The sequence below is a fragment of the Cobetia sp. LC6 genome, from assembly GCF_030264805.1.
Classification (GTDB): Bacteria; Pseudomonadota; Gammaproteobacteria; order Pseudomonadales; family Halomonadaceae; genus Cobetia.
The window spans coordinates 98899-113259 of record NZ_JASSPL010000009.1 but is presented as its reverse complement, the minus strand read 5'-3'; the positions used below and the strand labels follow the sequence as shown (position 1 = coordinate 113259).

The following is a 14361-nucleotide window of genomic DNA, read 5'->3' as shown; positions in this document are numbered from 1 at the left end:
CACCGGCGCCGTGGCAGGGCTGGCGTTTCGTTCGCGACTTTGAAATGGATGACACATGACGCAGGAAACATCTGGTCAAGCTCAACTGGCACTGCTGGGACATTTCCAGCTGACGTTGGGTGATGACACGCTGACTCAGTTCAGCTACGACAAGGTCAAGGCGCTACTTCTGCATCTGCTGCTGCATGATCAGGCCGTCTCCCGTGCCGGGTTGGCGGAGTTGCTCTGGCCGGATCAGGGGCTGTCCTCCGGACGGACCAACCTTCGCCACGCCTTGCACTGTCTGCGTCAGAGTCTTGGCGAGGAGGCCGACAACCTGTTGACGGTGTCGCGCCAGACCATCGCGCTCTCGCTGCCGGAGCACTGGGAGCTTGATCTCGACGAGCTCAACGGCCTGCTGCTGGCGCCGCCCTCCGTCGCAACCCTGGGGGAGATTCTCACCCTGTATCGTGGCGACCTGGTCGAGGAGCTTTCCTTGACCCAGTGCCCTGACTTCCAGCGTTGGATGATCAAGGTGCGTGGCGAGTGGCGTCAGCGCGTCATCCAGTTCGCCGAGCGGGTGCTGGCCACGGACGAGCCGCTGCCCGATGACGTACTGCGCACGCTGGTCAGCCGTTTCTCCGGTTACGGCCCCTTCCATGAGCGTCTCGTGCGTCAGCTGGCCGAAGGCGGCCAGTCGGCCGCGGCCCATGAGCAGTTCAATGCCTTCCTGCAGCAGCTGGCGCTCTCCGGTCAGCAGCCGGACCCCGGCTTCCTGCAGCTGGCGCGCTACTGGTCCGATGGCAAGAGCGAGACCATGAGCGCCATGACGCCGCAGGGCGCCATCTCACGGACCCTGTCGCTGGACAGTGCGCCGCTGCGTGAAGAGGAAATCGATCACCGTCAGCTGTCGGTCATGGCCATTCGCCTGAGCGTCAAGGACAGCCATCGTGACCGCGTCTGGGCGCGTGCCTGCCTGACGCTGCAGATCGAGCTGTTGCGCTGGCTGGAGCAGCAGTGCCACCACCTGGGCGGCTTCTGGCTGCCGGGTGCCACGGGGGGCGTGGGTCTGGCATGTTTCGGTACCCACGGCCCGGCGCATCAGCTCGCCGAGCTGGTCGCGCTCTATGAGCACTGCAGCAAGGCGATCCCCGATGAGATCGCCAAGCTGTGGGACGGCGAAGGCAAACCGCCGGTCTTCTCGCTGTCGGCGGGCCTGCACTCCGGCCAGGTGATCTACCTGCCGGAGCGTCAGCTGGCCGATCCGCTGGGTCAGGTCACGCAATATTCCCTCGAGTTGATGACCGCCGCCGAAGGCAGCGAGCTGGTGATTTCCCAGGAAGCCAGTCAGCACATGCCGCCGGCACTGGACCTGCAGCCCCGCTTGACCTCGCGCCTGTTGGCCGCTGACGGTCGCGTGCGTCTGCGTGCGCTGGTGCTGGGCAGCAGCGTCGCCACCCGCGAATCCTCGCTGCCGACCTTGATCGGGCGTGAGGGCGAGCTGCGTCGTCTGCGCGATGCGCTGGCCCGCGCCAGCATCGGCCTGCGTCAGAGCGTGCTGGTCAGTGGCAACACCGGCATGGGCAAGTCGGCCCTGATGGTCAATTTCCGTCAGCTGGAGCAGAGCCAGGATGTCGGGCTGTGCTGGATGCCGACCACGCGCCTCTCGCAGCTGGAACCCTACAGTGTCGTATCGGCGCTGATTCGTTGGCGTCTGGACGGCAATATCGATCGCGAAAGCGTCGAGCAGCTGTTCGAGTCCTCCGAGGCGCTGCAGGGCATCAGCGAGGAAGTGCGTCGCTCCTTCCATGCGGTGCTCGGCACGGCGGAAGATACTGCGGAAGACGAAGTGCTGATCCAGTCCAGCGAGACGGTCGAGCGCGTCGTGCGCGTGCTGCATCTGGTGATCGAGAAGTCAGCCAGCCTGCGCCCGCTGGTGATGATGATCGATGACCTGCAGTGGCTCGACGAGCCGTCGCTCAAGGTGCTGGCTGGCCTGCAGGCACGTCTGCCGATCAATATCGGCTTCATGCTGGCCGCGAGCCACAACGGTCGCGACAGCTTGGCAGTCAAGCTCAACTGGGATCAGCATATCGCACTGGGTCGTCTCGACCCGATGCAGGTCTCGCGCCTGCTGTCGCACCTGTCACGTCGTTATCGCCTGCACCTGAGTCCGCGCATGCGCAGCCAGCTCATCGAGCGCTGCGATGGCGTGCCGCTCTATCTGCAGGAAATCTGCCGTCGTCTCGACATGGACCGCCGCGAAGGCCGTCCGGTGCAGCTCGACGAGTTGCCCAAGGGCCTGATCGGCCTGCTCTCCAGCCGTATCGATCAACTGGAAGAAGGGCGTGATGTCGCCCACGCCGCCGCGGTATTGGGGCGTGTCTTCAAGCTGAGCTTCGTGCGCCAGAGCTGTGAGTTCGAGGAGGGCCGCCTGAAGCGTGCCATCGAGAACATGCAGCGTCTGGAGATCATCGAAGCCTGCAGTAGCGACAGTGAATTCGACTACCAGTTTACCCATCAGCTGATCCAGGAAGCGGCCTATCTGTCCTGCCCGCGGGACGTGCGGCGCCGGATTCACCATCAGGTGGTCGCGCTGATCGAGGACAAGTATCCCGCCTGGATCAGTCGTCACCCCGGCTACTTCGCCGTTCACCTGCGCAAGTCGCAGAACTTCAGCCGTGCCGCGCGTTACTTTGAGCTCTCGGCGCGTGAGGCGCTCAAGATCAGCGCCAACCGCACCGCGCTCAAGATGGCGGACAACGGCCTGGCCTGCCTCAAGCATGTCGATGGTCAGGAAGAACGCGAGGTCAGCCTGCTGACGGTACGTGGCCAATCCGGCTTCGCGCTGGAAGGCCATGGCTCACGCATCGCCCACGAGAGCTTCGTGCAGGCGCGCAACCTGCTCAGCAGTCCTGCGCTGGTAGAGGATGACGAGCCGGACCTCGAACAGGCCTTCATCGTCAAGTGGGGCCTGTGGGTCGGCTGCAGCGAGCGTCATGCCCACGCCGATGCCTTCGCGCTGGCCTCAGGCCTCAGCGAGCTGGCGGAAGAGCTTTCCGATGATCGCTATCGCCGTCTGGCCGATTATGCACGTGCCCACTGCGAGTTCTGGGCCGGTCGCGTGCGTGTGGCGGGCGAGCACCTGGATGAGATCGATCCGGTCAACCATCCGATGGTCCTCGAATGGCTGCCGTTCAGCGATCACCCGCAGGTGGCGGCGTCCTGTCTGCAGAGCTGGACATCGTGCCTGCGCTGCGACTATGTGAAGGCCGAGCAGCAGGCCGAAGCGGCGATTCGCATGGCCGAGCAGATCGGTCAGCCCGGTTCGCTGGCGATGGCGCTGATGTTCTCCACCTCCCTGTATCGTCAGCTGGGCCACACCCATCTGGCGACCCAGCGTGCCGAGCGGGCCCTGGAAGTGACGCGTTCAGCGGACCTTCACCTTTGGCACATGGCCGCGCATGGTGTGCTGGGCTGGGCGCGGGCGATGAATGGCGACCGTGATGGCCTGTCCATGCTGCAGTCGAGCATGAACGAGTTCGCCGAGCTGACCGGGCGCGAGCGTCATCAGCGTCCCAATCTGTGGTACATGGACGCCGTGATGGCGCTGGGCGAGTACGCTGCCGCTGAGGAATACATGGAGAAGGTGCTGCTGGTCGCCCAGGAGCGCAATTCCTTCTACCTGTCAGAAGTCAGCTATCTGGTCGCGAGCCTGCGCAGTGCTCAGGGACTGCCGTTGGAGAAGGTGCGCTCCCTGATCGAGCAGGGGCTGTCCTACTCCATCGAGCAGGAAAACACCCACCATGAAGCCATGGGGCTTGCCACCTGGCTGCGTCTGGTCGATGCCCATGATGCCGAGCGGTGTCAGCGTCTGAAGGTGTTGCTGGAAGAGCTGCCGAGCGCCGATGCCCCCTCGGTACTGGGGTGGCATCAGCTGGTGGAGGTTGCCGAGGGGCGTGCGCGCCGCAAGGCGTCGTCGCCGGCCTGAGCGAAGCGTCTGGCGCCGTGAGAGCGTGAGAAAAAGCCCCGTTGCCGTGATCGGCAGCGGGGCTTTTTGGTGTGTGCGGAGCGCTCAGTGGTGTTGTCACATGCGTTGGGTGCTCAGCGGCGATCAGTCGTGAGTGATCGCATCGACCAGCGGCAGCGCAAATTCGCGCAGCTCCGGCCCCTGGCCACGAGCGATGATGTCGAAGGCCTGGGTCGGACGCCAGTCGCCGAGCACGATCCGGCGCGCCGGCTCGCCATCGATCTCGAGTTCATGCACCGCCGGACGATGCGTATGGCCATGGATCAGCGTGCGCACGTCGTGCTCACGCATCTCGCGCACCACTTCCTCGGGCGTGACGTCCATGATCGCCTCGTCCTTCTCGCTGTTGGTCTCGCCGGACTGCATGCGCAGTGACTGGGCCAGCGCCAGGCGCTGCTCAAGCGGCATGGCCAGAATCTGTGCCTGCCACTGAGGGTCGCGGGTCATGGCGCGGAACTTCATGTAGGCTTCGTCGCGGGTGCACATGCTGTCGCCATGCATCAGCAGCACACGCTCGCCGTCCAGCTCGATCACGCTCGGGTCGGGCAGCAGTGTCACGCCGGCCTCGGCCGCGAAGGTCTCGCCGACCAGGAAGTCGCGATTGCCGTGCATGAAGAAGGTCGCGGTGCCGCGCTCGGCGATGCGCTTGAGCGCAGCGCTCATGCTGTCGGTGAAGTCGTTGCGATAGTCATCGCCGACCCAGACCTCGAAGATGTCACCCAGCAGGAACAGACGCTCGACGGCAGGCTGGCAGGATGCCAGGCGTGCCAGATAGTCGAGAAAGCCCTGGGCGATCTCGGGTGTGTCGGGTTGCAGGTGCAGGTCGGAGATGAAGAGGGTGGTGGCAGTCGTGTTCATGGTCGGGGTCCGCGAAGGTGGGCGGTCAGCAGGGCATCGCAAGGGCGCACTGCCGTTGGGGTTCATAACGCAAACCGCCCAGCCTGACACTCGCGATCACGAGGCAAGGCCGGGCGGCAGGCACGCCTTGCGGCGTGATCAGGCGAAATCGCTTATTCGGTGATTTCGGCGCTGGTGATGATCACGTCTTCTGCCGGCACGTCGGCGTGGCCGTCGCGACGGGTAGTCTTGACCGCTTCGATCTTCTCGACCACGTCCATGCCTTCGACGACCTTGCCGAACACGCAGTAACCCCAGCCCTGGCTGGTCTTGCTGGTGAAGTTCAGGAAGTCGTTGTCATTGACGTTGATGAAGAACTGGGCGCTGGCTGAGTGCGGGTCCATGGTGCGAGCCATGGCCACGGTGCCGCGGTCGTTCTTGAGGCCGTTGTCGGCTTCGTTCTCGATCACGCCATTGGTCGGCTTCTGGTTGAAGTCGGTGTCAAAGCCACCGCCCTGAACCATGAAACCCGGAATGACGCGGTGGAAAAGGACATTGGTGTAGTGGCCTTCACGCACGTACTGCTCGAAGTTGGCCGCGGTCTTCGGGGCCTTCTCGTGGTTGAGTTCGAGGGTGATATCGCCGTAGTTGGTGTGAAGAACGATCATTCGGGCTTCCCGGTCATCTGTCTTGCTCAAGTGTCAGGCAGGCGCGGCTTCATGGCATCGCCTGCGGGCGTCGCGCTATAATAGCGGCTTTGCATCCAGACACGAAAGCCTGAGCGGGCGGCAGGCGCGTGGATGCAGCCCCGATCATCCGTCTTGTTGTCCTTGCGCACGTTCGTTCAACCACATGACGACCCGCAATACGACGCCCAGGAACCACACAGAGGTGCAGCGAAACTTCATGAGTACCGAGACCCAGAGCGCCCCGAACTTCGTGCTTAACCAGATCCGCGAAGAACTCGAGGCCGGCCGTGCCGATAAGGTTGTCACGCGTTTCCCGCCGGAGCCCAACGGCTTCCTGCATATCGGGCACGCCAAGTCGATCTGTCTGAACTTCGGTCTGGCGCAGCAGCTCGGTGGCGATTGTCACCTGCGCTTCGATGACACCAACCCGGCCAAGGAAGAGCAGGCCTATATCGACGCCATCAAGGAAGACGTCGAATGGTTGGGCTTCGAGTGGGCCGGCAAGGTGCGCTTCGCTTCCGATTACTTCGACCAGCTCTATGCCTGGGCCCAGCACCTGGTGCGTGAAGGCAAGGCCTATGTCGATGACCTGTCGCCGGACGAGATTCGTGAGTATCGTGGCACGCTGAAGGAGCCGGGTCGCCCGAGCCCTTACCGTGAGCGTAGCCCCGAGGAAAACCTCGACCTGCTCGAGCGCATGAAGAAGGGTGAATTCGGCGAGAGCGAGAAGGTGCTGCGTGCCCGTATCGACATGGCGGCGCCCAACATCAATCTGCGCGACCCGATCCTCTACCGCATCCGTCATGCCAGCCATCACCAGACCGGCGACAAGTGGAAGATCTATCCGTCCTATGATTTCACCCACGGTCAGTCCGATGCACTGGAAGGCGTGACGCATTCCATCTGTACGCTGGAATTCGAGGACCATCGTCCGCTGTATGAGTGGTTCCTGGCTAACCTGCCGGTGCCGAGCACGCCGCGTCAGATCGAGTTCGCGCGTCTGAATCTGGATTACACCGTCACTTCCAAGCGCAAGCTGAAGTTGCTGGTGGACGAAGGCGTCGTCGATGGCTGGGATGATCCGCGCATGCCGACCATCTCGGGCATGCGTCGTCGTGGCTACACGGCCGCTTCCATCCGCAAGTTCTGCGACATGATCGGCGTGAGCCGTGCGGATGGTGGCATGGTCGAGATCGGCATGCTGCACCACGCCATTCGCTCGGACCTGGAAGACAACGCGCTGCGTGCCATGTGCGTGCTCAATCCGCTCAAGGTGGTGCTGACCAACCTGCCGAAAGGCCATGAGGAAGTCTTCGAGGTGCCCGGCCATCCAGCACGTGACGACATGGGCACGCGCCAGATTCCGCTGACCCGTGAGCTGTGGATCGACGCCGATGACTTCATGGAAGATGCGCCGAAGAAGTTCTTCCGTCTCGCGCCCGAGAAGGAAGTGCGTCTGCGCAACGGTTACGTCATCCGCTGTGATGAAGTGATCAAGGATGAAGCCGGCGAGATCGTCGAGCTGCGTTGCAGTGTCGACCTCGATACCCTCGGCAAGAACCCGGAAGGCCGCAAGGTCAAGGGTGTCATCCACTGGGTCAGCGCCGAGCACGCGGTGCCGGTCGAGGTGCGTCAGTACGAGAACCTGTTCCTGGAAGCCGAGCCGGACCGTGACAAGGATGTCGACTTCCTTGAGCATCTCAATCCGAACTCGCTGAGCATCGTCAAGGGCTTCGGTGAGCCGAGCCTGCGCAATGCCGCGCCGGAAACGCGTTACCAGTTCGAGCGTATCGGCTACTTCGTCGCCGACCGCCATGACTGCGTCGATGGCGCGCTGGTCTTCAACCGTACCGTCAGCCTGAAGGACGGTTGGGCCAAGGCCCAGAAGAAGGGTTGATGGCAGCCAGGCCTCCTGCGGGAGGTCTGCTGGCATGACTTTTGACCCGCTTCACGGCCCGCAGGCGGATCCTGTACCTTCGATGACGAAGTTGCATGATCGGCCTGCGGGTCGCTCCATTTCGCAAGGCTGACAGAGCGCTGTCAGCAAAGTAGCCAAGGGCGATGACTGAATGATTTCACTCGAAGATGCCGCGAGCACACTGTCCATCTACAGTACCCTGAGCCGGACCAAGGCACCCTTCGTGCCATTGGAAGGCAACAAGGTGCGCATGTACGTCTGTGGCGTGACGGTCTATGACCTCTGTCACATCGGCCATGCGCGTGTGATGGTGGCCTTCGACATCATCACGCGTTACCTGCGTGCGCGTGGCTATGACGTCACCTATGTGCGCAACATTACCGATATCGACGACAAGATCCTCAAGCGAGCCGATGAGAATGGCGAAGCCTTCGAGGCGCTGACCGAGCGCATGATCCAGGCGATGCACGAAGACGAGGGGCGTCTGGGTATCCTGCGGCCTGATCGCGAGCCACGGGCGACCGCGCACATCGGCGATATCATCGCGATGACCGAGACGCTGATCGACAAGGGCTTTGCCTACGCGGCCAGCAACGGGGACGTCTACTATCGTGTGCGTCGTTTCGAGGGCTATGGCAAGCTCAACAACCGTCAGCTCGATGATATGCAGTCCGGCGCGCGCGTGGAAGTGGAAGAGGCCAAGGAAGACCCGCTTGACTTCGTGCTGTGGAAGGCCGCCAAGCCGGGCGAGGCCAGCTGGCCATCCCCCTGGGGCGCGGGCCGTCCGGGCTGGCATATCGAGTGCTCCGCGATGTCGACCTGCTGCCTGGGCAACACCTTCGATATCCACGGCGGCGGTCCGGACCTGACCTTCCCGCATCACGAGAACGAGATCGCCCAGTCCGAAGCCGCCACTGGTCAGCAGTATGCCAACGTGTGGATGCACGCCGGTGCAGTGCGTGTCGGGCAGGACAAGATGTCCAAGTCGCTGGGCAATTTCTTCACGATTCGTGATGTGCTGGAGCAGCACAACCCGGAAGTGGTGCGTTACCTGCTGGTGGCCAGTCATTACCGCAGCGCGATCAGCTACGAGGCCAACTCGCTGGATGAGGCGCGTCGTTCGCTGGAGCGTTTCTACAATGCGCTGGAGAACGTCACGCCCGAACAGGGTGAGGTGTCAGGTGACTGGCGGGCACGCTTCGTGGCTGCCATGGATGACGACTTCAATACGGCCGGTGCGCTGTCGGTGCTGTTCGAGCTGGCCCGCGAGCTCAACCGTGCCAAGAAGGAGGCGCCGCATCAGGCGCCGGCGCTGGCCTTCGAGCTGACGTCGCTGGGCGGCCTGCTGGGGCTGTTCGGGCAGGACCCGGCGGTCTTCCTCAAGGGTGACACAGCCGCATTGGCGTTGTCGGAAGACGAGATCCAGGCGCAGATCGAGGCGCGTGCTGCTGCCAAGAAGGCCAAGGACTTCGCGGGTGCTGACCGTATTCGTGACGAGCTGGCCGCTCAGGGCATCATCCTCAAGGATTCCCGCGAGGGGACGACCTGGGTGCTGGAAGGCTGACACGGTTGGCATGACACATTGTCACCGCGAAAAAAACCGCCGTCCCGAGAGGGGCGGCGGTTTTTTCATGGCCGGTCGGGCGGGGTCGCTCTCAGGCAGCGGCTGATCAGCTGGCGAGGCGCTTGACCATGGCCTCGACCATGCGCGAGGACTGACGTGCGGCGACGTGCAGGAATTCCTCGAAGGACTGGCTGTTGTTGTCCTTGCCGGCGATGTCAGACAGCGCGCGGATGACCACGAACGGCATCTCATAGACGAAGCAGGTCTGGGCGATGGCGGCGGCTTCCATCTCGGCGGCCAGCATGTCCGGGAAGCGTGAGCGAGTCAGCGCGACCAGTTCCGGGTCTGCCATGAAGATGTCTCCGGTGCAGATCAGGCCTTCACGTGCCTTGATCTCGCCCTGGGCTTCGACGCACTCGCGCGCGATCTTCACCAGTGCCGGGTCTGACGGGTAGGCGGCCGGCATCTGCGGCACCTGGCCGTATTCGTAGCCGAACACCACGGCATCGACGTCGTGGTGACGCACTTCGCTGGAGATGACCACATCGCCGATCTCCAGATCAGAGGCGAAGCCCCCGGCGGAACCGGTGTTGATGATGGCGTCCGGCTGGTAGCGCTCGATCAACTGGCAGGCGCCCACGGCGGCATTGACCTTGCCGATCCCGGACTGCAGCAGCACGACCTTGAGGCCATGCAGCTGACCGACGTGGAAGGTGGAGCCGGCATGACGAGTCGTGGTGCTGTCTTCCAGCAGTTCGGCGAGGATGGCGACTTCCTCGGCCATGGCGCCGATGATGCCAAGTGTCTTGAGGGACATGGTGAAATCCTGAAGCAGGGCCTGCGGGGCATCCTGTCACGCGATGCCCCGTGGCCAGGGGAGGTGTCAGCGAGAGGGCTTGTACTTACTTGCCGGCCAGCTGGGCATCGTGCAGCTCGGCGGCGAACAGGGTGTTCTCCAGCAGAGAGGCAACGGTCATCGGGCCGACGCCGCCCGGTACTGGCGTGATCCAGCCTGCACGTTCCGCTGCCGGGGCGAACTCCACGTCACCGACCAGTGAGCCGTTGTCGAGGCGGTTGATACCCACATCGATGACGATGGCGCCTTCCTTGATCCATTCACCCTTGACCAGGCCCGGCTTGCCGACGCCGACCACGACGAGGTCGGCCTGGCGGACCTTGCTTTCCAGGTCCTTGGTGAAGCGGTGACAGACGGTGGTGGTGCAGCCGGCCAGCATCAGCTCCAGTGACATCGGGCGACCGACGATGTTGGAAGCTCCCACGATGGTGGCGTCCATGCCGCGCACCTGCAGACCGCTCTCGGACAGCAGCGTCATGATGCCCTTGGGCGTGCAGGGGCGCATCACCGGCAGGCGCTGCGCCAGACGGCCGAGGTTGTAGGGGTGGAAGCCGTCCACGTCCTTGTCGGTGCGGATGCGCTCGAGAATCGGGCGTGAATCGAGATGCGCCGGCAGCGGCAGCTGTACCAGGATGCCGTCGATGCTGGTGTCGTCATTCAGCTGGTCGACCAGGGCTTCCAGCTCCTGCTGAGTGGTGTCAGCGGACAGCCGGTGCTGGGTGGAGAGGATGCCAGCCTTCTCGCAGGCGCGGTGCTTGTTGCGGACATAGACCTCGGACGCCGCGTCTTCGCCGACCAGCACGACGGCAAGCCCCGGAATACGTTCACCGGCATCACGACGCGCATCGACCTGACGGCCTACCTGTTGGCGTACGCGTTCGGCAATGGCCTTGCCATCTATCAGTTGTGCTGACATCAGCGATCATTCCTTCTCGTGGGCGATAAATGCAGGAGGGACAACGATGGCCAATTTTCGCATGCCTCGCCCTCCAGTCAACGCCGAATGACGACCTTGGTCGAAAGCTGTCATGGGCGTCAGGTCTTCCGCAGTCGCCCATAGGCCAGGTGACGGCGTCAGGAGGCAGGCGAGAGTGGGGGCATGCCATGCGATTGTCGCCTTGACGCTCCATCTTCAGGGGTGCAAGAAAAGGCCAAGATAAAGGTAGAGGCATAGGTAGAAGCAAGGAAAGGAGAAGGGTGGGGTGGAAGGGGAGGTTGTAGGGCGGAGAAGTAGAAGGCGTGAGGACGATAGTCAGTCCACCGGCGGTACTCAGCCGTTGCAAGTCATCACTGCGTCAGTGGCAGAAGCGATGACAGGTAGGGCGTCCTGTATCAGCAAGCAGAGAAGTTGGGGGAGTTTCATGGATGAAAGCTCGCGACATGACATTGGCATGACAGCGCGAGGGGCAAACGATTCTTTTGGAAAGAATTCACGTAAGGGCTTGACCGCAGACGAAAGTTCGGTAGAATACGCCTCGCATCGACGGGGTTCGACGGTCGGTTGAAGACGGTTTCGGGATATAGCGCAGTCTGGTAGCGCGCCTGCTTTGGGAGCAGGATGTCGGGGGTTCGAATCCCTCTATCCCGACCACTTGAATGCAACGTATCGCAAGGCTTCGGTCTTCTGAAACAGTATTCAGGGCTTTGTCCGGAGGTTGACTCGCAGTATCAGTTTCTGCGCCTATAGCTCAACCGGATAGAGCAACGGCCTTCTAAGCCGTAGGTTGCAGGTTCGAGTCCTGCTGGGCGTGCCATCGAGATGACGTTTGTCATCGAAGTGGATGTCGGAATGCTCTTCATTGAGCCTGATGACTGCGACCAGACGATGTGAAGATGTTCATGCAGTGGTGGGTGTAGCTCAGTGGTAGAGCCCCGGATTGTGACTCCGGTGGTCGTGGGTTCGAACCCCATCATCCACCCCATTGCATGTCAGCTTGAGCAGTATCAACGAGATGGAGACGGCAGGCTTTCTGCCTAATCTTCAGAAGTGGTGGGTGTAGCTCAGTGGTAGAGCCCCGGATTGTGACTCCGGTGGTCGTGGGTTCGAACCCCATCATCCACCCCACGTCTCGATGAATATCAGGATGCTGCCTGGCCCACTTGGGCGGGCGGCATGCCGCAAAAGGGGGAGAAGGCCAATGGCTTTCTCCTCCTTTTTTTTGGTTTTTTCGCACTGCTCCATGCATGACGATTCCGAGTCGCCGGGCGCTCCAGGCGCCTGTCTGGCGGGTAGGTGGAGCAGAAAATGGCCGGGGTCCTTGAATAACTTGGACCAAGGCACCATATGAAGGGGTCATATCCGCGCTTGCCAGCGCGTGGCGGGGTTTCTACAATCTTCGCCTTTATGATTCGAACGCCACCAGTGGGTAGAGGAACTTTCATGCAAGCTTCTGTCGCAACGACTTCTCCGATCGAGCGCACGGTCACCATCACGGTGCCGGCTTCTGAAGTCGACCAGGCCGTCAACGCCCGTCTTCTGGAAACCGCCAAGACCGTTCGTCTGAACGGCTTCCGCAAGGGCCACGTGCCGATGGCAGTGGTGAAACAGCGTTACGGCAAGGACGTGCGCAACGAGATCGTTGGCGAGATTATGCGCCAGCATTACGTGACCGCCGTCACCGAAAACGAACTGAACCCGGCTGGCTGGCCGAAGATCGATGCGACCGTCGATGAAGCCGGCAAGGATCTGGAGTTCGTCGCGACTCTGGAAATCTACCCGGAAATCGAACTGAAGCCGATCGAAGGCGCTGAAATCGAGCGTCCGCAGGCCGAAGTGACCGACACCGACGTCGAAGAGATGATTGAGACCCTGCGCAAGCAGAGCGCTTCCTGGACCGACGTCGAGCGCGCTGCCGCTGACGGCGACCAGGTCAAGATCGATTTTGAAGGCTTCCTCGGTGAAGAGGCCTTCGAAGGCGGCAAGGCAGAAGGTCACGAGCTGGTGCTGGGCTCCAACAGCTTCATCCCGGGCTTTGAAGAGCAGCTGGTCGGCGCTGCTGCCGGCGACGACAAGGAAATCAAGGTTTCCTTCCCGGCTGACTACCAGGCCGAGCACCTCGCCGGTCAGGAAGCGACCTTCAAGGTCAAGGTCCACGCCGTCAAGGCTCAGGAACTGCCGGTAGTGAACGAAGAGTTCATCGCCCAGTTCGGCCTCGAAGCTGCCGATGTCGAAAGCTTCAAGGTGGAAGTGAAGAAGAACATGCAGCGTGAGCTGAAGAACGCGATCGAGAATCGCGTCAAGCAGCAGGTGCTGGCCGAACTGACCAAGGCCAACGACATCCTCGTGCCGCAGGCCCTGGCCGACCAGGAAATCGACGGTCTGAAGCGTCAGGCTGCACAGCAGTTCGGTCTGGGCGAAGACTTCGACGTCTCCCAGCTGCCGGGCGAGCTGTTCCAGGACCAGGCGGTACAGCGCGTCAAGACTGGCCTGCTGCTCAGCGAAGTCGTCAGCAGCAACGAGATGGACGTCAGCGACGAAGAGCTGAATGCTCGCGTTGAAGAAATGGCTCAGCAGTACCAGGACCCGGCTCAGGTCACCGAGTACTATGGTTCCAACGAACAGGCTCGCAACCAGCTCAAGTCCGTGCTGCTTGAAGAGAAGGCCGTTGACAAGCTGCTGGCACAGGCTCAGGTTAAGGACGTTGCCATGTCCTACCAGGAAGCCCTGCAGGCTGCACAGCAGCAGGAAGAAGCAGAAGAAGAGGCTACTGAAGCCGAAGGCGAGCAAGCCTGAAGCTTGGTTGACCCCTAGTGCTTGCTAGACCAGGACCCGGCTACGGCCGGGTCTCTGGTCGGTGGGCGGGGTAAAGTGGCATGCTCAATGGATATCAATGTCATCGGATGAAGGAAGCCCCCATGAACGACTTCGACATCAAGAATGCTGGCGGTCTGGTTCCGATGGTTGTCGAGCAGAATGCTCGCGGCGAACGGGCCTATGACATCTATTCCCGCCTGCTGAAGGAACGGGTGATCTTCCTTGTGGGTCCGGTTGAGGATTACATGGCCAATCTGGTCGTGGCTCAGCTGTTGTTCCTCGAGTCTGAAAACCCGGACAAGGACATCCATCTGTACATCAACTCGCCGGGTGGCTCCGTGACTGCAGGGATGGCGATCTACGACACCATGCAGTTCATCAAGCCCGACGTGTCCACCGTGTGCATCGGCCAGGCAGCCAGCATGGGTGCCTTGCTGCTGGCAGGCGGTGCCGCCGGCAAGCGCTACGCGCTGCCGAACTCCCGCGTCATGATCCACCAGCCGCTGGGCGGCTATCAGGGTCAGGCCACGGATATCGAGATTCACACCAAGGAAATCCTGACCATCCGTGAGAAGCTCAATCGCATTCTCGCGCATCACACTGGCCAGGACTTCGACACCATTGCCAATGATACCGACCGTGATAACTTCATGGCGGCCAATCAGGCAGTGGAGTACGGCCTGATCGATGCCGTGCTGGAACGCCGTCCCGACGTGGAATGATCCCGCGTAAAC

Annotated in this window: 9 protein-coding genes and 4 tRNA genes; 9 read left to right on the top strand and 4 right to left on the bottom strand. The window is 62.1% G+C overall.

Annotation, left to right across the window (positions count from 1 at the left end; translation table 11 throughout):
• Window positions 1–55: 55 nt before the first annotated feature.
• Window positions 56–3970: an ATP-binding protein gene (locus QQF40_RS11890; RefSeq protein WP_285461451.1), complete on the top strand. Its 3915-nt coding sequence runs from the start codon at window positions 56–58 to the stop codon at window positions 3968–3970.
• Between the two features lie 123 nt (window positions 3971–4093).
• Here QQF40_RS11890 and QQF40_RS11885 read toward each other — a convergent pair whose 3' ends face one another.
• Window positions 4094–4867 (bottom strand): UDP-2,3-diacylglucosamine diphosphatase, encoded by a 774-nt coding sequence (locus QQF40_RS11885; RefSeq protein WP_285461450.1) that lies wholly within the window; start codon window positions 4865–4867, stop codon window positions 4094–4096.
• A gap of 152 nt (window positions 4868–5019) precedes the next feature.
• Window positions 5020–5514, bottom strand: coding sequence for a peptidylprolyl isomerase (locus QQF40_RS11880; protein WP_175088611.1), 495 nt, complete (start codon window positions 5512–5514; stop codon window positions 5020–5022).
• Between the two features lie 238 nt (window positions 5515–5752).
• On the opposite strand from QQF40_RS11880, the gene QQF40_RS11875 reads away from it, so the two are divergent.
• Together QQF40_RS11875 and cysS are read left to right on the top strand one after the other, a co-directional pair.
• A complete protein-coding gene (locus QQF40_RS11875) occupies window positions 5753–7432 on the top strand; it encodes a glutamine--tRNA ligase/YqeY domain fusion protein (RefSeq protein ID WP_285461449.1) in 1680 nt (559 codons plus the stop codon).
• Between the two features lie 202 nt (window positions 7433–7634).
• Complete coding sequence (cysS, locus tag QQF40_RS11870; protein ID WP_285461484.1) at window positions 7635–9017, top strand: cysteine--tRNA ligase; 1383 nt, start codon at window positions 7635–7637, stop codon at window positions 9015–9017.
• 106 nt (window positions 9018–9123) lie between these two features.
• Here the strand turns inward: cysS and mtnN are convergent, their stop codons facing one another.
• Complete coding sequence (mtnN, locus tag QQF40_RS11865) at window positions 9124–9834, bottom strand: 5'-methylthioadenosine/S-adenosylhomocysteine nucleosidase (RefSeq protein WP_176677555.1); 711 nt, start codon at window positions 9832–9834, stop codon at window positions 9124–9126.
• An 85-nt stretch (window positions 9835–9919) separates the two neighbouring features.
• A complete protein-coding gene (folD, locus tag QQF40_RS11860) occupies window positions 9920–10789 on the bottom strand; it encodes a bifunctional methylenetetrahydrofolate dehydrogenase/methenyltetrahydrofolate cyclohydrolase FolD (RefSeq protein ID WP_175088614.1) in 870 nt (289 codons plus the stop codon).
• 598 nt (window positions 10790–11387) lie between these two features.
• On the opposite strand from folD, the gene QQF40_RS11855 reads away from it, so the two are divergent.
• From QQF40_RS11855 to clpP, 6 genes are all read left to right on the top strand, one after another.
• A tRNA-Pro gene (locus tag QQF40_RS11855) sits at window positions 11388–11464 on the top strand.
• A gap of 86 nt (window positions 11465–11550) precedes the next feature.
• A tRNA-Arg gene (locus QQF40_RS11850) sits at window positions 11551–11627 on the top strand.
• A gap of 93 nt (window positions 11628–11720) precedes the next feature.
• Window positions 11721–11795, top strand: a tRNA-His gene (locus tag QQF40_RS11845).
• Between the two features lie 68 nt (window positions 11796–11863).
• A tRNA-His gene (locus tag QQF40_RS11840) sits at window positions 11864–11938 on the top strand.
• Between the two features lie 315 nt (window positions 11939–12253).
• Complete coding sequence (gene tig, locus QQF40_RS11835; protein ID WP_285461448.1) at window positions 12254–13606, top strand: trigger factor; 1353 nt, start codon at window positions 12254–12256, stop codon at window positions 13604–13606.
• 122 nt (window positions 13607–13728) lie between these two features.
• Complete coding sequence (gene clpP / locus QQF40_RS11830) at window positions 13729–14349, top strand: ATP-dependent Clp endopeptidase proteolytic subunit ClpP (RefSeq protein ID WP_043331300.1); 621 nt, start codon at window positions 13729–13731, stop codon at window positions 14347–14349.
• Window positions 14350–14361: the final 12 nt, after the last annotated feature.